20 protein-coding genes are annotated in these 18,539 nt (G+C 59.3%); 10 read left to right on the top strand and 10 right to left on the bottom strand.

All coding sequences use genetic code 11. The features are described 5' to 3' along the window. Positions 1-322: 322 nt before the first annotated feature. Positions 323-682, top strand: a complete 360-nt coding sequence (locus ACTJJ7_RS18170) for a hypothetical protein (protein WP_105733380.1) — start codon at positions 323-325, stop codon at positions 680-682. A gap of 17 nt (positions 683-699) precedes the next feature. Here ACTJJ7_RS18170 and kynA read toward each other — a convergent pair whose 3' ends face one another. Genes kynA through ACTJJ7_RS18155 form a run of 3 tightly spaced genes read right to left on the bottom strand, consistent with a single transcriptional unit; the run spans position 700 to position 3,537 of the window. Beyond that, on the bottom strand, positions 700-1,539 hold the full coding sequence (gene kynA / locus ACTJJ7_RS18165; RefSeq protein ID WP_105733379.1) for a tryptophan 2,3-dioxygenase: 840 nt from the start codon (positions 1,537-1,539) through the stop codon (positions 700-702). Continuing rightward, positions 1,536-2,771 (bottom strand): kynureninase, encoded by a 1,236-nt coding sequence (gene kynU / locus ACTJJ7_RS18160; protein ID WP_440968383.1) that lies wholly within the window; start codon positions 2,769-2,771, stop codon positions 1,536-1,538. The genes kynA and kynU overlap by 4 nt, the downstream gene beginning before the upstream one ends. A 22-nt stretch (positions 2,772-2,793) precedes the next feature. Then, positions 2,794-3,537 carry a GntR family transcriptional regulator gene (locus ACTJJ7_RS18155; protein ID WP_440968382.1) on the bottom strand — a complete coding sequence of 248 codons (744 nt, stop codon included), beginning with the start codon at positions 3,535-3,537 and terminating at the stop codon, positions 2,794-2,796. Positions 3,538-3,654: 117 nt separating this feature from the next. On the opposite strand from ACTJJ7_RS18155, the gene ACTJJ7_RS18150 reads away from it, so the two are divergent. From ACTJJ7_RS18150 to ACTJJ7_RS18135, 4 genes are all read left to right on the top strand, one after another. Beyond that, on the top strand, positions 3,655-4,629 hold the full coding sequence (locus ACTJJ7_RS18150; protein WP_105733376.1) for an ABC transporter substrate-binding protein: 975 nt from the start codon (positions 3,655-3,657) through the stop codon (positions 4,627-4,629). Positions 4,630-4,739: 110 nt separating this feature from the next. Next, on the top strand, positions 4,740-5,522 hold the full coding sequence (locus ACTJJ7_RS18145) for an ABC transporter ATP-binding protein (protein WP_130272123.1): 783 nt from the start codon (positions 4,740-4,742) through the stop codon (positions 5,520-5,522). A 5-nt stretch (positions 5,523-5,527) separates the two neighbouring features. Further along, positions 5,528-6,442, top strand: coding sequence for an ABC transporter permease (locus ACTJJ7_RS18140; protein WP_105733375.1), 915 nt, complete (start codon positions 5,528-5,530; stop codon positions 6,440-6,442). Positions 6,443-6,525: 83 nt separating this feature from the next. Then, entirely contained in the window at positions 6,526-7,356 is an 831-nt protein-coding gene (locus ACTJJ7_RS18135) for an alpha/beta hydrolase (RefSeq protein ID WP_440968381.1), read from the top strand. Between the two features lie 88 nt (positions 7,357-7,444). Here the strand turns inward: ACTJJ7_RS18135 and ACTJJ7_RS18130 are convergent, their stop codons facing one another. Then, a complete protein-coding gene (locus tag ACTJJ7_RS18130; RefSeq protein WP_105733374.1) occupies positions 7,445-7,711 on the bottom strand; it encodes a helix-turn-helix domain-containing protein in 267 nt (88 codons plus the stop codon). 265 nt (positions 7,712-7,976) lie between these two features. Between ACTJJ7_RS18130 and ACTJJ7_RS18125 the strand changes: the two genes are divergently transcribed. The 4 genes from ACTJJ7_RS18125 (at position 7,977) to ACTJJ7_RS18110 (ending at position 11,684) form a co-directional block, all read left to right on the top strand. Further along, positions 7,977-8,162: a hypothetical protein gene (locus tag ACTJJ7_RS18125; protein WP_440968380.1), complete on the top strand. Its 186-nt coding sequence runs from the start codon at positions 7,977-7,979 to the stop codon at positions 8,160-8,162. Between the two features lie 145 nt (positions 8,163-8,307). Beyond that, the gene (locus ACTJJ7_RS18120; protein WP_440968379.1) at positions 8,308-9,723 is read left to right on the top strand and encodes a sensor histidine kinase; all 1,416 of its coding nucleotides are present in this window, start codon (positions 8,308-8,310) and stop codon (positions 9,721-9,723) included. A gap of 35 nt (positions 9,724-9,758) precedes the next feature. After that, positions 9,759-10,673 (top strand): 4-hydroxybenzoate octaprenyltransferase, encoded by a 915-nt coding sequence (ubiA, locus tag ACTJJ7_RS18115; RefSeq protein ID WP_440968378.1) that lies wholly within the window; start codon positions 9,759-9,761, stop codon positions 10,671-10,673. Positions 10,674-11,051: 378 nt separating this feature from the next. Further along, on the top strand, positions 11,052-11,684 hold the full coding sequence (locus ACTJJ7_RS18110) for an outer membrane protein (RefSeq protein ID WP_105733370.1): 633 nt from the start codon (positions 11,052-11,054) through the stop codon (positions 11,682-11,684). A 648-nt stretch (positions 11,685-12,332) separates the two neighbouring features. On the opposite strand, the gene ACTJJ7_RS18105 is transcribed toward ACTJJ7_RS18110, so the two are convergent. The 5 genes from ACTJJ7_RS18105 to ACTJJ7_RS18085 form a co-directional block, all read right to left on the bottom strand. Continuing rightward, the gene (locus tag ACTJJ7_RS18105) at positions 12,333-13,532 is read right to left on the bottom strand and encodes an ABC transporter permease (RefSeq protein WP_130271868.1); all 1,200 of its coding nucleotides are present in this window, start codon (positions 13,530-13,532) and stop codon (positions 12,333-12,335) included. Positions 13,533-13,534: 2 nt separating this feature from the next. Continuing rightward, positions 13,535-14,254, bottom strand: a complete 720-nt coding sequence (locus ACTJJ7_RS18100) for an ABC transporter ATP-binding protein (RefSeq protein ID WP_105733368.1) — start codon at positions 14,252-14,254, stop codon at positions 13,535-13,537. Beyond that, positions 14,251-15,510 (bottom strand): efflux RND transporter periplasmic adaptor subunit, encoded by a 1,260-nt coding sequence (locus tag ACTJJ7_RS18095; protein WP_440968377.1) that lies wholly within the window; start codon positions 15,508-15,510, stop codon positions 14,251-14,253. Before ACTJJ7_RS18095 ends, ACTJJ7_RS18100 begins: the two co-directional genes overlap by 4 nt. 295 nt (positions 15,511-15,805) lie before the next feature. After that, positions 15,806-16,447 carry a 3-oxoacid CoA-transferase subunit B gene (locus ACTJJ7_RS18090; RefSeq protein WP_440968376.1) on the bottom strand — a complete coding sequence of 214 codons (642 nt, stop codon included), beginning with the start codon at positions 16,445-16,447 and terminating at the stop codon, positions 15,806-15,808. Between the two features lies 1 nt (position 16,448). Beyond that, positions 16,449-17,195: a CoA transferase subunit A gene (locus ACTJJ7_RS18085; protein ID WP_440968375.1), complete on the bottom strand. Its 747-nt coding sequence runs from the start codon at positions 17,193-17,195 to the stop codon at positions 16,449-16,451. An 82-nt stretch (positions 17,196-17,277) separates the two neighbouring features. On the opposite strand from ACTJJ7_RS18085, the gene ACTJJ7_RS18080 reads away from it, so the two are divergent. Beyond that, positions 17,278-17,865: a LuxR C-terminal-related transcriptional regulator gene (locus tag ACTJJ7_RS18080; protein ID WP_440968374.1), complete on the top strand. Its 588-nt coding sequence runs from the start codon at positions 17,278-17,280 to the stop codon at positions 17,863-17,865. On the opposite strand, the gene ACTJJ7_RS18075 is transcribed toward ACTJJ7_RS18080, so the two are convergent. Continuing rightward, positions 17,866-18,414 (bottom strand): cupin domain-containing protein, encoded by a 549-nt coding sequence (locus tag ACTJJ7_RS18075; RefSeq protein ID WP_105733364.1) that lies wholly within the window; start codon positions 18,412-18,414, stop codon positions 17,866-17,868. It lies immediately after the preceding gene. Positions 18,415-18,539: the final 125 nt, after the last annotated feature.

The following is an 18,539-nucleotide window of genomic DNA, read 5'->3' as shown; positions in this document are numbered from 1 at the left end:
CCAGCGCCAACGCCGCCCCCATCCCCGGCTCGAAAATCGTCGAACTCAGACAGCGGCAGGACAAGCTCGTTTATGGCTGATCCGCGTCAAGCCGATTGACGCCATTCTTGCGCCGTTCTGACCCGAGGTCAGGACGGCTTTTTATTTCGGCCATGGAATAAATTCACTTTATCATTTGAAAACAATGCGTTGATGAAAGTGCGGATGGGGATAACCGCGCGCAAATAAATCTGTATAAAACCCAGCTCTCCTTGAAAAAACCGTGTCAAGTGCCAATATTAATAAATGGTTAACGACTGAGTCTTTGGTACAGGAGAATGAAGTGCCAGCGTATCAAGTCAAATTCGCCTATCTGACCAAGTACAAACAGACACGTCATCTGTTTCATCAGCTTGTCATTGCCGAAGACGAGGCCACTGCCCTCGCCGAAGGCCGCAAGATGATGAACAGGCGCTCCCCCAATGCCCGAATCATGCATGAGTCCTGCGTGCTGCGCCCCGACAGCCAGGAGGTTGAAAGCGCCACCGCCCAGGGCTGGGTGCTCAACGACAACTGGTGGTCACGGCCGATCAAGCCGGACGACGATCTGGCGGCCATTGCCAAGCATGGATTTGCCCACAGCAACCACATTCACGCCAAGTCGGCGATGGACTGCGTCGCCATCGACAAATTCGCCGCCTGATTCGCCGCGGGCCGCGCTTACAGCTCGGTCCGCATGCTCCACAATTCCGGAAACAGCACGACATCGAGCATCTTGCGCAGGTAGTTGACGCCGGATGTTCCGCCCGTCCCGGTCTTGAAGCCGATGATGCGCTCCACCGTGGTGACGTGGTTGAACCGCCATCGGCGGAAATAGTCCTCGAAATCCACCAGCTTTTCCGCCAGTTCATAGAGCGGCCAATGGGCCTCCGGTGCGCGGTAGACCACCAGCCAGGCATCGCGTACGCTGTCGTTCGCCTCGTAGGGCAGCGCACAATCCCGCTCCAGCACCGCCGCGTCGATGGCAAAGCCCTTGCGCGCCAGCAGGCGGATCGACTGGTCGTAAATGCTGGGCGCACGCAGAATACCCTCAAGCCAGGCATGAATCTCGGGTCTGTGCACGTGCGGGCGCATCATGGCGGCATTCTTGTTGCCGGCCAGAAACTCGATGGCCCGGTACTGGAACGACTGGAAGCCCGAGGACATGCCAAGCGCCTCGCGGAAGGTCGTGTACTCGCTCGGCGTCATGGTCCGGAGCACGTCCCAGGCGGAGTTCAGCTGGTCGAGAATGCGCGAGACGCGGCTGAGCATCTTGAATGACGGCGCGAGATCGTCCTTGGCAATGTGTTCGCAGACCGACATCAGCTCATGGATGACCAGCCGCATCCAGATTTCCGACGCCTGGTGCTGCACGATGAACAGCATCTCGTCATGGGCATGGGAGAGCGGAGCCTGTGCCGTCAAAATCTTGTCGAGGCGCAGGTAGTCACCATAGGACATGCGCCCATCGAAGGACATCTGCGCGCCTTCCGTCTCCGGGTTGTAGGGTGTGCGGCTCATGTGACGGCCTCCCTCACCTTGTATTTCGGCGCATCCCAGGCCCGCGTGGACAGAATGTCCCGCAGGATGGCAACCGCTTCGGACACTTCGGCAAAGCTGAGATACAGCGGCGTAAAGCCGAAGCGGATGATATCGGGTGCGCGGAAATCACCGATGACGCCGCGGGCAATCAGTGCCTGCATGATGGCATAGCCATTGTCGCAGGAATAGGAGACCTGGCTGCCGCGCTGATCGGCATGGCGCGGCGTGACCAGCGTCAGGCCGAATTCCCCGGCAAAACTGTCGACTTCCTGAATGAAGAAATCGCACAGCGCCACGGACTTGGCCCGCAGCGCATCCATGTCCACCTCGTCCCACAGCGCCAGCGCCTCATCCATCGCCACCATGCCAAGCACGGAGGGCGTGCCGCACAGATACTGGTCAATGCTGTTCGACGGCGCATAGGACGCCTCGAAGGCGAAGGGCGCGCGATGCCCGAACCAGCCGGACAGCGGCTGGCGAAAGCCGCCGTGATGGCGCGGATTGACATAGAGAAACGCCGGGGCACCGGGACCGCCATTGAGATATTTGTAACCGCAGCCAATGGCAAAATCCGCGTCCGCAGCCGCGAGATCCACCGCCATGGCACCGGCGGAATGGGCGAGATCCCAGATGACGAGAATGCCCTTGTCATGCGCCGCTTTGGTGATCGCGGCCATGTCGTGGCGATAGCCCGTGCGATAGTTCACGTGGGTGAGCATGAGAACCGCGACGTCGTCCGCCAGCATCGCCGGGATATCGGCAGGTTTGTCAGCCAGAACCAGCCGGTGGCCCTGGCCGATCTGCCTGGCAACGCCCTCGGCGATATAGAGATCGGTCGGGAAATTCTCCCGTTCCGAGACAATCTTGCTGCGGTCGGGATTGAGGCTGAGCGCGGCGGACAGCACCTTGAACAGGTTGATGGAGGTGCTGTCCGCAGCCACGACAGAATTCTCCTGCGCCCCGATCAGGCGGCCGATCCTCCCGCCGACCTTTTGCGGCAGATGCACCCAGCCCACCGTGTTCCAGCTGCGGATGAGCTGAGTGCCCCATTCCTCGCTGATTGTATGGGCCACGCGGGCTTTCACCGTCTTCGGCAGGGCGCCCAGTGAATTGCCATCGAGGTAAATCACCCCATCCGGCAGATCGAACCGCTCGCGGAAATGGCGCAGGGGATCCGTCGCGTCCGACTGTGTTGCATTGATCCGTGTCATCGTCACTCTTCTCTTTGATCTGTCAGGCAGCCGTATCGAATCCGGCGATGCCACTGGCTTTGGCGAGTTTCAGAAAGGCGTCCTTGGCAAGCCGCACATGGTCCAGCATCAAGGCCGCCGCCCTGGCCTTGTCACGGGCCAGCGCTGCTTCCATCAGCGCGGTATGGGCATCGATCCCCAGCGCTTCACGCGACAGGTTGCCAAGCGACTTGTCGCTGTTTTCCTGCGCAACGCGGGTCAGGTGATCGATCCGCAGGATGATGTGGCGGCGATAGCGGTGCAGCTGTGCATGCAGCTGCTGGGCAAAATTGAGCAGCCACTTGGACGACGCCCCGGCGATGAGCGCCATGTGAAATTCGGTGTGGGCGATGTCCCAGATATCGATCGCCTCGAACTGGGAAAAGGAATTGGGCACTTCGCAGGTCGACAACCGGTAATGAGCCCCGACGAGATTGGCTTCCCAGTCCCGGTCGCCATTCTCGATGGAACTGACGAGAAGCTGGGTTTCGATGACGGAGCGCGCCGCTTCGAGATCCTGCAGCTCCTCCAGGGTGACGATGGCGACACGAAAGCCCTTGTTGGCCTCGGTGGTCACGAAACTCTCCGCCTGCAGCCGGTTCAGCGCCTCGCGGACCGGCGTGGCACTGCTGCCGAGTTCGGCCGCCAGCGCGCGCAACCGCAGGGATTGCCCTGGTTGCAGGTCGCCGTTCAGGATGCGCGAGCGCAACGCTGCATAGAGGTTTTCCGACTTGATGCTTTCGGCCATTGCGTTCCCTCGGCCTTTGCCATTTTCTGTTTGTATATCATTTCACGTTTGTTATATTATTTTCAAGCCTGAGGAGGCGAGGCCAATAAAAAGCCAACAAAAAATGGAGAACAATCGATGATCGGTGTGAAACACGTCGTGCGGACAGCGCTTGCTGCAGCACTGGGAATGGGGCTTGGGCTCAGCGCAGCCTATGCGGAGACGAAGATCGGCATTGCGCAGTTCGGCAAGCATCCGCAGCTGGACGAAACCGTTACCGCCTTCAAGGCCGAGCTGGTCAAGCTTGGCATTGCCGATGCGGTTTTCGATGAGCTGCAGGTGAATTTCGATGCGACGCTCATCCCGCAAATGGTGACAAAACTGGCTTCGGCTAATCCGAAGCTGATCCTCGCCGTCACCACGCCGGTGGCACAGGGCGCCCGCCAGATCGTCGGCAACACCGGCACGCCGGTTGTTTTCGCCGCCGTCACCGATCCGGTCGTTGCCAAGCTGACCCCGTCCTGGGAGGCTGGCGACAAGAACATGACCGGCGCGTCCGACCTGCAGGATGTCAATTCCGTCGTCAAGTTCATCAAGCAGCTGCTGCCCGATGCCAAGCGTCTCGCCTATCTCTACAATCCGGGCGAAGACAATGACGTTGCCGTGCTGAAGCTGATCAAGGAAGCCGCGGCCGCCCAGGGCCTGACCGTTGTCGAAGTCGGTCTCGACAACACCAATGACATTCCGATGCGCGTAAGCTCGCTGGCTGGCAAGGCCGATGTCATCTACGTACCGGCCTCGAACCTGGTGCAGCCGGCCGTTCCTGCTGTTGCCGCCGCAGCGCTCAGCATCAATATCCCGATCGTCAATGCCTCGGCCCAGGCCGTGCGCGACGGGCTTGTCGCCGCTGCCTTCGAAGTGTCCTACACCAAGGTTGGCCAGAACGCCGCCAAGCTTGCCGCCGAGATCATTGCCGGCAAATCCGTCGCCACCCTCGCACCGATCAAGCCGTCCTATGCGGATCACACGGCACTGATCAATGAGAAGGTTCTGGAAAAAGCTGGGCACAAAGCCCCGGATTCCTTCAAGGATTGCGGCTGTTTCGTCAAATAAGCCTTCTCCTATCGTCTGCAAACATATAGTTCCTGCGCCATCACAGGCGCAGGAACTTTTGACACGGGGCGTTTCGTCCTGGTTTGAGGGGCTCAAACATGACCACCGACATGCTTGCCGTAACGGGCGGCACAAAGATTTTTTATCGCGGCACGCTGGATGAACGCCGGGCGCTTGATGGCTTGAACATCGCGCTCAAACCGGCAGACTTCTGCATCGTCATCGGCAGCAATGGCGCGGGCAAGTCCAGTTTTCTCAATGCCGTCTCCGGCAAGCTGCCGCTCGATGCCGGACGCATCAGCATTGACGGGCAGGATGTCACCAAGCTCAACGCGCATCGCCGCGCCCAGTTCATTGCCCGCGTGTTCCAGGACCCGATGATCGGCACGGCGCCGACCATGACCATCGGTGAGAACATGCTGCTGGCCGAACTGCGCGGCAAGCCGCGCGGCTTCTCCTACGGGCTGACCGCGCCGCGCAAGGCCCGGTACCGCGAGCAGCTTTCCGAACTCAATCTCGGCCTGGAGAACCGGCTGGACATGCCGGTCGGGCTTTTGTCCGGCGGCCAGCGCCAGTCCCTGTCCCTGGTGATGGCGGTGTCGACCCGGCCCAAACTGCTGCTGCTCGACGAGCATACGGCCGCGCTCGATCCGCGCACCGCCAAGCTGGTGATGGACACCACCGTGCGCGCCGTCGAGGAACTGAAGCTGACCACGCTGATGGTCACGCACAATATGGAACATGCGATCAAGTACGGAAACAAGATCGTCATGATGGATGCGGGCAAGGTTCTGCTGGAGATCGGACAGGAGGAGAAACGCGGTATCACAGTACCCGACCTCATCGACCGGTTTCACACCAAATCCGACGCCATCGCATTGCAGGGGAGTTGAGCAGCATGCTGGACATTCTTACCAGTTTCTACGGTCTCATCCCCGTCACGATAGCGCAGAGCCTGATCGTCGCCTTCGTGGTGCTCGGCGTGATGCTGCCGTTTCGCATTCTGAATTTCCCGGACCTAACGTCGGAAGGCGCATTTCCGCTCGGCGGCTGCGTCTGCGGCACGCTGATCAGCATGGGCGTCAATCCGTTCCTGGCCTGCGGTGTAGCGCTGGTCTGCGGCTTCCTTGCCGGTTGCACCACGGCGTTCATCCATCTGCGCTTCAAGATCAACACGCTGCTCGCCGGCATTCTGGTCATGACGATGCTCTACAGCATCAATCTGCGCATCATGGGCCGCACAAACATTCCGCTCTTCACCTATGACACCGTCTTCACCATTCTTGCCGGCCCTTCGGCCAACGTTCCCTGGGTGAAAATCCTGATCGTCGGCGCGCTGATTGCCCTGGTTGTCGGCCTGATGCTGTATTTCTTCATGTCTGAAAAGGGCACGTCGATGCGTGCCGTCGGCGCAAGCCCCGACATGGCGGAAGCACAGGGCATCAATGTCGGCATCGCCACCATCATGGGTGTCGGCGTTGCCAGTGCGCTTTCGGCAACCGGCGGCAGCATCATGGTACAGACCCAGGGCTTCGTCGACGTCAATATGGGCTTCGGCATCCTGATCAACGGCCTTGCCGCGCTGATCATCGGCGAAGCGGTCACCGGACGGCAAACGATCCTGCGTCAGGTCATGGCGCCCGTGGTCGGTTCGATCGTCTATTACCAGCTGATTTCCTTCTGCCTGACGCTTGGCCTTGCCCCCGCCGATCTGAAATTCGCCACCGGCGCATTCGTTCTGCTGATGCTGGCCTTGCCGAACCTGCGCAAGTCCGGCTCGGGCACGCAGATTCGCGAAAAGGTGCGGGAATAGGCATCCGCCTGACCGGGCCCGGCATTTTGCGCCGGGCGCGGCCTCTGATAGGCTTGGGCAACGGCATCGATGGGGGAACCGTCATGGTTGCAATGAAGAAAATCGACTGGGACGCAGCCTATTCCAACGGCGCCTATATCCCCGGCAGCAATGATTTTCCGCCGAAATGGAAAACGCTCGCCGCGGATTTTCGCGCCGAAATGACGGATGCCGGCCGGCTCAAGGCCGATATCAGCTACGGTCCGCACACGCGCAATGTCCTGGATCTCTTCATGCCGCGCGGCGAGATGAAGGGCCTTGCCGTGTTCGTGCATGGCGGATACTGGATGAGTTTCGACAAGTCGGCATGGTCGCATCTGGCAAGAGGCCCGCTCACGCACGGCTTTGCCGTTGCCATCCCCTCCTATGAGCTGTGTCCGCAGGCCCGCATCAGCGACATCACCGTGCAGATTGGCACCGCCATCACCCATGCCGCGGGAGAAGTCCCCGGCCCGATCCATCTGACCGGTCATTCGGCCGGCGGGCAGCTCGTCGCGCGGATGGTGTCGTCCACCTCTCCGCTCGGGCAGCCGATTCGCCATCGCATCCGCAAAACCGTGCCCATATCGGCGCTCGGCGACCTGCGCCCCCTGATGAGGACGCGGATGAATGAAACGTTTCATCTCGATGCCGTCGAGGCACGGCTGGAGAGCCCTGCCCTGCTCGAACCGCAGGAAGGCATTGATGTGACGGCCTGGGTTGGCGGTGCGGAACGGCCGGAATTCCGGCGCCAGAGTGCGCTGCTGGCCAATATCTGGTCAGGCTTCGAGTGCTGCGCCGATATGGTGGAAGAGCCCGGCAAACATCATTTCGATGTCATTGACGGCCTTGCCGATGGCGAGCACCCGCTGACGCGCGCACTGCTCTGCCTGTAGCCAGGGAGCCACCGGAATCAAAAGACTGCCAGAGTTGGGATTTAGCTCTGGCAGTCTTTTGGATTTTTGATTTAAAAAATCAGTTATTTCATGCGCTTAGACGTTTTGAAACGTCAGGCGTCATGGCATTTGCCGGCAGCCCGAGGGCATGGGCAATGCGTTCCAATTTCGTCGGGTCCGAATTCTGCCCGCTCTCAATTGTATCAATTTCGAGGGTTGTAAGACCGCACGCAACGGCCAAATCCTCTACGGAATATCCGAATTGTTCGCGGAACGCCCTAACAATGTTTGTACCATTGGCTATCGCCGTGGAAATGGCTTCTGGCAATGAATAGTCGCCGACGGTTGTGCTCATCGCTTTGCTCCTAACGTGAATGGTTGGTTAACAAATCGGAAGGCAGAACTTATACGTCCATCATCTTCGATCAAGCCTTTTATCGGCGATCACAGAAAACGTGATCGCAAAGGTCCGCCCGACCATGCCTTATTTAGGCACCAGATGTCCGTAGAATACTGTAATTCGTGGAATGTTAACTCGACCAATTCCTAAAGAATATCAGTGGATTGTTACGCCACTGTGTCACATGTGACAGGCTATATATAGGAAAGATGCGACGGAAATGAACCATCACGCCCTGAAATATTTCAAACCGGTATTTTTGACGCTGGCCGCAGGCCTTCCCCTGCTGACAGGATGCGCCGGCGGTGTTTATTACGATACATTCCGCTACGATGCGACCTGTGTCGACACGGATTCGCGCCATCCGGACCGGGGTCCGGTCTGCGTGGTGAAAAAGACCCGTTAAGCCCTTCCGGGAATGACAGCGCCAGCGGGGACAAGGCGCAACTTGCGTCATATTGCGGCAATGGTGCGCCCTATGATGCGCCCCAACGAGTCCAGCGACGGGAACAGGGAATGCGCATTTTCCCCACAGATTTTCGAACAATACGATGAGGTTTTTCCGCAAGCGTTCGCTCAAGCGGCGGCTCATATGGCAGCTCCTGTTTCTGCAATCGGCCATCCTGATCGCGGTTGTCGTCGCCCTGATCATGCTGCTGGTGCGCGCTGATCTCGGCGGCAAGTTCATGGATACGGACGGTGTCGACGTGATCGGCGCGGCCATAGAACGGCAGCCGGACGGAAAGCTTGTTGTCACAGACACGGCTGATGTGCTTGCCCTCAAGCAAACCTCGCCCAATATCTGGTTCATCGCCCGCAACAAGGCTGGCGAGGTCATTACCGGCGGTGCCGTGCCCGAAACCTACCGCCCCTTTGCCGCGGTCCTCGATCGGCTCAGCTATGGCGAAATGCGCGATACGGTCGAGCCGTACAATCTGGCGGTGGTGGTGCGCACGGTCAGCACCGATATTGGCGACTTCACCATCCTTGCCGGCAATGGCTCCATGGTGAGCACGCTGTTTGTCATCGTCCTGCTGTCGCACCTGTTCATGGTGCCGATCCTGCTGCTGCTGACCCTGGTTGCCCTGATTGCCATTCCCATCATTGTCAGCCGCGCGCTCTCCGGCATTGCAACGGTGGCAGCGCGGGCCGAACAGATCGATATCGACCGCCGGGGAACGCGCCTGCCTGAAGACAAGATACCCGTCGAGGTGCAGCCGATGGTCAAAGCCATCAATGGCGCGCTCGGGCGGCTCGACGACGGTTACCAGCGCCACCAGCGCTTTCTTATCGACGCGGCACACGAACTGCGCACGCCCATAGCCATCCTGCAAACGCGCCTAGAAACCATGCCCCCCGGCGCGCTGCGCACCCGCCTTTTGCTGGATGCAAACCGCGTCGCCGGGCTGGCGGAACAGATGCTGGATCTGCAAAGGATCAATCAGCCCGGTGAAACGTTTCACGACGTCAATCTGGTGGAGCTTTGCCAGCGTGTCGCTGCGGATCTCGCGCCGATTGCCATCACTGCCGGTTATGAACTTTCCCTCGAGACGACGGAAAGGCGGGTGATTGTGCGGGGGGATTCCGGAGCACTGGGCCGCGCCGTGACCAATCTCGTGCAAAATGCCATTGAACACGGAGAACACCGCGGGGCGATCATCATTCGCGTTGAGCAGGATGGCACCCTGGAGGTTGCCGACGAGGGTCCCGGCATACCCAGCGCGGAACGCGCGTTGATATTCGAACCGTTTTACCGGCTGCATCCGCGCGAGCGCGGCGCCGGACTGGGCTTGCACCTTGTCCGGGAAATCGTCACGCGCCACCAGGGGCATGTGGCCGTGGTCGAAGAAGAGACTGCAGGCGCCTGCTTCCGTATCACCCTGCCGCTTGGCACCGAAAGGCTAGGCCGGTGCTGCGACGTTGCGGCCCTCACATTGGGCTGGAAAGGCAGTTCCAACCCGGAATAAGATCGCCAATCGGGATTGCAAACGGGAAGTCCAGCATGCCTGCAATGAGCCGCCCTGACCTGAGCGATATCCATCCCGGCGACTGGGTTGATCGCCGGCTGCCGTCCGCCTGGCGGCCCTATACGCGGCTTGCACGCCTCGACCGGCCGGTCGGCGTGTGGCTTACGCTGTTTCCTTGTCTTGCCGCACTCATCCAGGCGGCGCACGGATTTCCCGCGCTCTGGCAGCTCACCGTCTTTTGCCTCGGCGCCCTGCTGATGCGCAGCGCCGGTTCCACGGTCAACGACATTGCTGACTGCAGGTTCGACGCGCATGTCGAACGGACACGCTTTCGCCCCCTCGCCAGCGGCCAGATCGGCACGGGACAGGCCGTGGCATTCCTGCTTGCCGAATTGGCGCTGGCTGCATCGCTGCTGGTGTTTCTGACGCCCTATACACGTCTGATTGCCATCGCCGTCGTGCCGCTCGTGTTCCTCTATCCGCTGTGCAAGCGCTTCACCCACTGGCCGCAGGCGGTGCTGGGCGCGGCATTCAACTGGGGCATGCTGATGGCATGGGCCGAGGTGGCAGGACACATCCCGGCTGCCGCCGTTCTCATGTGGATGGGCGCCATCGCCTGGCAGATCGGTTACGACACCGTCTATGCCTATGTGGACGTAAAAGACGACACGCGCCTCGGCTTGAAGTCGACAGCCATCCTGTTCGGGCGGAGAGGAAAGGCCTGTATCGGCCTGTCCTACGCCTTCGCCATCCTGTGCTGGTCACTGGGCGGCTGGCTGTCGGGCATGTCGGTGGGCTATGCCATGGGAATGACGGTCATCGCCGGGCATCTGGCCTGGCAGGTCTGGCGTCTCGACCTTGGGCGCCCGGAGCTGAATTTCAGGCTCTTCCTGTCGAATATTCTGACTGGTGTGCTTCTGGCGTGCACGGCGCTTGCCGGAACATGGTAGCTGCCCGCTGGTGTGCCCAATCGGCCCAAAGACCAACTTACTTAAGAAATCGTAAACAAAAAGTATTATAAATTATTGAAATATATAATAAAATACTCGACTTCCCAATTCTGTGCAATGTGCATGCAATCTTCAATTGCAAAATAAACCATGTCTTCCGGCACAAGAGTCATTGCTGGAAATGGGGTGGTCGATTGCAGGGGTTTTGCGTCAGTTTCGGTGGCCATTTCATGGATCAGGCGACCAGTGCGCCGGAAGACACCTGTACCAGAGCACGATCAGCCCACGTGTATCAGGCTCTCAGGAGTTGAACCCGCGCATCAACATGTCGCCGGACAGTTCGGTGGATCATGCGCTTGTATGTTTGGAGTAATGCGAATGTCCTCTCAGAGAACGACTGTCTTGCTTGCCGGCGCCTTTGCGCTGGCAGCCTTATCAACCGGGTCGGCGCGAGCCGCCGATCTCTACAATTCCGCACCCGCCTATATTGACCCGCCCGCATTCCAGTGGAGCGGTGCTTATATCGGCGCCCATGGCGGAACCGCCTTCACCAAGTTTCCCAACCCCTTTGCCGATAGAAACGGCTGGAGCGGCGGCATCCAGGGCGGCTACAACTACCAGATGGGACCGGCTGTCCTCGGCGCCGAACTGGAAGGCTCCTATCTCGGCGGCGCCGAACACAAGGTCCTTGGCGGCAAGGTCGAGGAAAAATGGCGTGCTGCAGCCAAGGCCAAAGCGGGCCTGACCTTCGACCGGACGCTCGTGTTCGGAACGGCCGGCGTGGCCATGACCAAATTCGATTCCGGTGACGGCGTGCGCGACACCAGCGGCTGGAAGACCGGTTATCTCGTCGGTGCCGGCGTCGAACGGGCCTTTGCCGGCGGCATCTCCGCCAAGGTTGAATACAACTACATCCGCACACCCAATGTGAAGGCAACATCGGACCTCGGCCGCAGCGAGACCGACATCGGCAGTCACGAGCTTAAAGCCGGTCTCAACTACCGGTTCTAATGACGATGCATGATCCCAGCGGCGCCAGTGCTGCCGGGATCATGTCTGACTACACTCCGCAACGGTGTGGATTTCAGTCCCGTTCACACGCTTGCGGTGTAGAAGTGCCTATCCGTGATGGGCACTGTTCGGAGAGAGAATGGTCAAAGCGCCGGCAGCGATCCCGCCCATCAGTCCCTGCCCGCCTGAGACTGTTTTCTCTCCGTTCATGTTTGAAGCAGGTTTCGCCATGACAGAAAAACGAACAGCGCAGCTGTCCTGTCTCGGGAGCCATGACTGCGGGGGAAACTCCGAAAAGAGCGTTTGAAAAATACGTCCGGCAAAGATCTTTAAAACGATAGAATCGCCCGGATGTTAAATCTTAACATCCGGGCGAAGATATTAGATTGGCAGGCTGCCGAGTATACCAGCGATAAGATGGGCAACAGCCTCAAGAACGCCTTTAATGAGATCTCCAAACATTAACATTCCTCCATGTTAATAAATTTGCATCTCCATTATTACTCAATAGCAATCCTCATCTCTAACAAATTGTTATAATTCATTTTTGCTGCTAATTTTGAATTACTTCGACTTAACCATATGTTTTGAACAGTAAATACCAAAAATCCGCATTTTGTATTTTCAAGTCCACATCATTTTATTTGATTACTCGTAGCGCAATGCATCGATGGGGTTCATTCGCGCCGCACGGCGTGCCGGGAAATAACCGAAGAGCACACCGATCAGGGCGGAAAAACCGAAGGCGATAAGAACGATCGACGGATCGAACACGAACGGCACGCCCATCAAAGTCACCGCCGTGAAGGCAAGCGCCAGCCCGATAATCATGCCGATCAGGCCGCCGAACAGGCAAAGCACGATGGCCTCGACCAGAAACTGCGTCAGCACCTGCCGTTCCGTCGCGCCGATGGCCAGGCGCACGCCGATCTCCCGCGTGCGCTCGGTGACGGAGACCAGCATGATGTTCATGATGCCGATGCCGCCGACGAGCAGGCTGACCGCAGCGATGGACGATAAAAGCCCGGTCAGGATCACCGTGGTCATGGAAACGATGCCGAGGATCTGGCTGAGATCGGTCACCTCGAAATCCCTGTCGCCAGACTGGCGGATTTTGCGGCGCTCCTTGAACAGGTCCTCAAGTGCCGCCTTGACCGGCGCCGTCGCTCCATCTCTCGCCGATATCGTTATCAGGGAGACGTCGGTCGAGCCGGCAATACGCCGCTGGAACATGCGGAACGGGATGAGGACTATATTGTCCTGATCCTGCCCATCGATCGCCTTGCCCTTGGAAAGCAGCGTACCGATGACTTCGCAGGAAATGCGGTTGATGCGGATCCGCTCGCCATCGGGCACGCTGTTGCCGAAAAGCACCTTTTGCACCGTCGGGCCGATAATGCAGACGGAGCGGCCGCTGCGCTCCTCCGATTCCAGGAAGTTACGGCCCGTGGCAAGCTGCCAGTTCATGGTGGTGAAGTAGTCATTGGTGGAACCGACGATCGATACGGTCCTGCTGCTGCCCTCGCGGATGGCGGTGCCCGACACCTGGCCGAGCGGCGCAACTGCAGCCACGCCCGGCACCTGGTCGCGGACCGCATCGATATCACGGATATCAAAGGGGCGCGGCGGAAGGGTTGACCGGCGTTCGGGATTGCCCGGCGACACAAAAAGGAGATTGGTCCCGAGCTTGGAGATTTCGCCGGTGACCCTCTGGCGGGTACCGTTGCCGACGGTGACCATGGCGATCACCGCGCCGACGCCGATGACAATGCCCAGCATCGTCAGGAAGGAGCGCATCATGTTGCGCGACATGGAGTGCAGTGCCAGCCGGAACGCTTCAAGCAGCATGGTTATATATCCTGTCTGCGTTCGTCGCTCTGGATGTGGCCATCGACAAAGCGGATGATGCGCTTGGCATAGGCGGCAATATCCGGCTCGTGCGTGACCATGATCACGGTAATGCCGTTGTCGCGGTTAAAGCCGGAGATCAGCTCCATGATCTCGACGCTGGTCTTGGTATCGAGATTGCCGGTCGGCTCGTCGGCAAGCAGCACCTGCGGGTTGGTGACGATGGCGCGGGCAATCGCCACGCGCTGCTGCTGGCCGCCCGACAATTCCGAAGGGACGTGATTGGCGCGGCTGGCCAGCCCCACCTGCCGCAACGCCTCCAGCGCCCGCTTTCGCCGTTCCGCACCGCCCATGCCGCGATAGATGAGGGGCAGCTCGACATTCTCCACGGCGGATGTGCGCCGCAGCAGATTGAACCCCTGGAAGACAAAGCCCAGCAATTCGCGCCGCAGCGTCGTCTGCTGATGCCGGTCGAGCTGGTCGATGCCGGTGCCGCCGAACAGATACTGCCCCGTGCTCGGCCGGTCGAGACAGCCGATGAGGTTCATCGCCGTCGACTTGCCGGAACCGGAAGGCCCCATGATGGCCACGAAATCCCCCCGTTCGATGGCGAAGTCCACCCCGGCCAGCGCGTGGACTGCCGCCTCGCCCGCACCGTAACTCTTGGTAATCCGGCGGAATTCGATCAGCGGCACGGTCTTTTGCACGGACTGGATGGTCATTTGGGCGGCGTGCTCGCTGCCACGATGACCTGATCGCCTTCCTTGACGCCGCCGGACAGAACAATCGTGTTGCGCCCATCCGTCGACCCCGCCCGTACCTCGATTTTTTCCGGCTTGCCGGCACGCAGCACCCAGACCGACCGCTGCACGCCGGCTTCCTTCTTCGCCGTATCGGGCGTGCTTGCCGTCTGCTCTGGACTGACGGCCGCCTCGGTTTTCGCCGGCTCGTTGGGCGGCGTGAAGCGCAGGGCGGCATTCGGCACCAGCAGGGCATCCTTGACCTCCCTGACCTTGACATAGGCCGTCGCCGTCATACCCGGACGCAAAGCCAGATCGTCATTCTCCACGGCCAGCATCGCCTTGTAGGTTACGACGTTCGACACGGTTTCCGGCTGGAAGCGGATATTGACGATCTTCGCCGGAAATGTCCGGTCCGGATAGGCATCGACGTTGAAGGTCGCGTCCTGCTGCGGCTTGACCAGACCAACATCGGCTTCGTCGACATTGACCTGAAGCTGCATCTTCTTCAGGTTGCCGGCAAGCTTGAACAGAACCGGCGCCTGGAAGGCGGCCGCCACCGTTGCCCCCGGATCGACCGAGCGGCTGAGCACGACACCGTCAATCGGCGAAACGATCTTGGATTTGCGCAGGGAGGTTTCGTTGACCTGCAGGTCCGCTTCCGAAACCGCCACCTCGGCATTGGCGACGTCGAGCGCCGCAACTGCAGAGTCATATTCCGACTTGGCCACATCCAGCTCGCGCACCGATGAAACCTTGCTGTCCTGCAGCGACGTCATGCGCTCGAACGCGTTCTTCTTGGCTTCAAGCGTTGCCTGCGACTGCACGACCCGCGCACGCGACGCCAGAAGTTTTGACTTTGAGCTCTCGATGTTGGTCTTGATCGTGTCAATATCCAGCGTTGCCAGCACGTCGCCCTTGGCGACGAAACTGTTGTAGTCGACCAGAACGGTGCGCACGGTGCCGGAAAGCTCACTTGATACATCCACCTGTTCGGTGGGCTGAACGGTACCGGTCGCCGACACGGTGATGGACAGGGTGCCCTTCGTCAGCGGCTTCTGGGTATATTCATAGTGCGTTCCGCGTGAAAACCAGCTCAGGCCCAGCAAAGCCAGGATGATGAGAAATCCGCCGCCAAACAGAAAGGGATGCCTGCGAACGATATTGCGCCGGCTTTTGTTGTCGACAATGGACGCCAGAGTCTTGCTCAGATCAGGTTGATTGCTTGAGGAGTCCACGCCGTTACGCCATTCGCTTGATGGGTTGCACAATGCGCCTAAGCGCTCGGGGTGACATAAGCGCATAAAAAACCGACTTCAATGCGATGAACCTTTTTACTATCGACCGCGCGCCGGGGCAACGGCCGTCATTCTATCCTGGTTTCGATCATCGCAGGACGAGATTGCGGCAGCATTGCAGACCAAATGCCGATGGAATCGAGATAAAATGGCGTTAACGCCCGCCGGAAAAGAAAAGAGCCGGCAAAGGCTGATGCCCTGCCGGCTCGCATATCGCACCGAAGATCGGCCGCCTTTACAGGGCGACGTCGAATACCGCCTGTGTCTTTGCCTTGATTTCGTCCACGGTAACGCCAGGCGCAATCTCGATGAGAGTCATTTTCGGCTCGCCGCGCCGTTCAAGGGTGAAAACGCCAAGATCGGTGATGACGAGATCGGTGACGCGCTGTCCCGTGAGCGGAAGCGTGCACGCTTCCAGAAGCTTGGCTTCGCCCTTGGCCTCATGTTCCATGACGACCACGACCTTCTTGACACCGGCCACCAGGTCCATGGCGCCGCCCATGCCCTTGACCATCTTGCCCGGAACCATCCAGTTGGCCAGATCGCCATTGCGCGCCACCTGCATGGCACCAAGGATCGACAGGTCGATGTGTCCGCCGCGGATCATGCCGAAACTGTCGGCACCGGAGAAATAGCTGGTTGTCGGCAGTTCGGTGATGGTCTGCTTGCCGGCATTGATGAGGTCGGCATCTTCCTCGCCCTCGTAGGGGAATGGCCCCATGCCGAGCATGCCGTTCTCGCTCTGCAGTTGAACGCTCATGCCGGTCGGGATGTAATTGGCGACAAGGGTTGGAATGCCGATGCCGAGATTGACATAAAAACCGTTCTGCAGTTCCTTCGCGGCCCGTTCGGCCATCTGATCACGTGTCCAGGCCATCTCAGTTCACCTCGCTTGCAGCGACAAGACGCGGACGTGTCGTCCGCTGTTCGATATGTTTGACGGGGTTCGGCACATGCACGATGCGCTTGACAAAAATGCCCGGCGTATGGACATGGTCGCCGTCAATCTTGCCGGCATCGACCAGGTTTTCCACTTCGGCAATCGTCACCTTGGCGGCTGTCGCCATGATCGGATTGAAATTGCGTGCCGTCTTGCGGTAGACAAGATTGCCTTCAGTATCGCCCTTGAAGGCATGAACGATGGACAGATCGGCAAACAGGCCGCGTTCCATGACATAGGACTCGCCATCGAACTCGCGTACATCCTTGCCATCGGCAATGATGGTTCCAACGCCTGTCTTGGTGAAGAATGCCGGAATACCGGCGCCACCGGCGCGGATGCGCTCGGCCAGCGTGCCCTGCGGATTGAATTCCAGCTCCAGTTCGCCCGAGAGATATTGCTGGGCGAACAGCTTGTTTTCGCCGACATAGGACGAGATCATCTTGCGGATCTGCTTGGTTTCCAGGAGCACGCCAAGACCGATGCCATCAACGCCCGCATTGTTGGAAATGACCGTCAGATCCTTCACGCCGGAATCGCGGATCGCATAGATCAGGGCTTCCGGAATGCCGCACAGGCCAAAGCCTCCCGCCATGATCGTCATGCCGTCAAACAGCACGCTGTCCAGCGCATCGCTTACATTTGATCGAACTTTTTTCAAGAACACTCTCCCATTGTTCTGCATCCTCTGCGGCAGGGTCTGAACGCTGCCGTTGCCGCAACGGTATGGCTTGTCTTGATGGCACTGGTAGTCGTATTAATACTGCATGACCACAGCCGAGTTTCCTATCTCCGACATTGCCGTTGCAGGAAGCGCAAAACGCTTCGTACTGACCGACATGCCGGTGCCGATGGTCTATGCGACACACCGTATCATACGTGATTGCAATTTCGAATTCGCCGAGACCTTCGGCTATGAACGCGGCGAACTGATCGACCAGAGTTTTAGCCGCCTCTATCCCAAGATCACCGATTTCGTTCGTACCGGAGAAATGTGGCGAACAAATTTCGCCGGCGGCCGCGTCTACTACGACGAGCGGGTGATGCGGCGGCGCGACGGCGCCAGCTTCTGGTGCCGGGTGCGCGGGCGCAGCGGCAACCACGCCGATCCCTTCGCCGAGGCGCTCTATTGTTTCGAGCCGATGAACCGGACAGTGGCTGGCAATGCCAGCCTCATTTCAGACAGGCAGAAGCAGGTGCTGACGCTGGTCTCGCAGGGCAAGACCAATGCGCAGATTGCCCAGGAAATCGGCCTGTCCAAACGCACTATCGAGGCGCATCGCGCCCGCATCATGCGCGCGTTCGGGCTGCGCAACAGTGCCGAGCTGATCGCCTGGTTTTCCTCCCTGCGCTGATCAGAATGTCGGCGGCGTGCAGGCGCTGACGACTTCGCAGGGATTGGGGCCGACACAGCGGAAGCGGTGCGGCTGGCGGCTTTCGAAATAATAGGCGTCGCCCGGACCGAGAATGCGCCGCTGGTCATCGACGGTGACTTCAATCCGGCCGCTGATGACGACGCCGCCCTCCTCCCCCTCGTGCACGAGCATGATACGGCCGGTATCGCCGCCGGGTTCATAACGCTCTTTCAGGATCTGCAGGGCACGGCCGAACAGATTCTCGCCGATTTGCAGATAGGAGATGTTGCCCTTGCCGATTTCGACCAGCTCGCCCGCCTCGTAGAACACCTTCTGCTTGCGATCCGGTTCAAGGGCGAAGAATTCGGACAGGCCGATGGGAATGCCATCGAGAATGCGCTTGAGCGCACCGACGGACGGATTGGTCTGGTTGGACTCGATCAGCGAGATGGTGGAGTTGGTCACACCCGCCCGCTTGGCCAGTTCGCGCTGCGACAGGTTGTGCCTTTGCCGCAGGAAACGCAGACGCCCGCCCAGATCTATTTGCACCGGATGCTCCTTTGGCTGTTCTATATGTTCGATATAATGAATTTATGAAAATCAATATAAGTAAAATCAATATCTTACGTCAACGCAGAAAAGGACTTGTTGGTCAATAGAAAGCATGGCTCCCT

The sequence above is a fragment of the Phyllobacterium sp. 22229 genome, from assembly GCF_052056495.1.
In the GTDB taxonomy this organism is placed as follows: domain Bacteria; phylum Pseudomonadota; class Alphaproteobacteria; order Rhizobiales; family Rhizobiaceae; genus Phyllobacterium; species Phyllobacterium myrsinacearum.
Note: the sequence above shows the minus strand (reverse complement) of the source record. Positions and strands in the feature narration are given on the sequence as shown.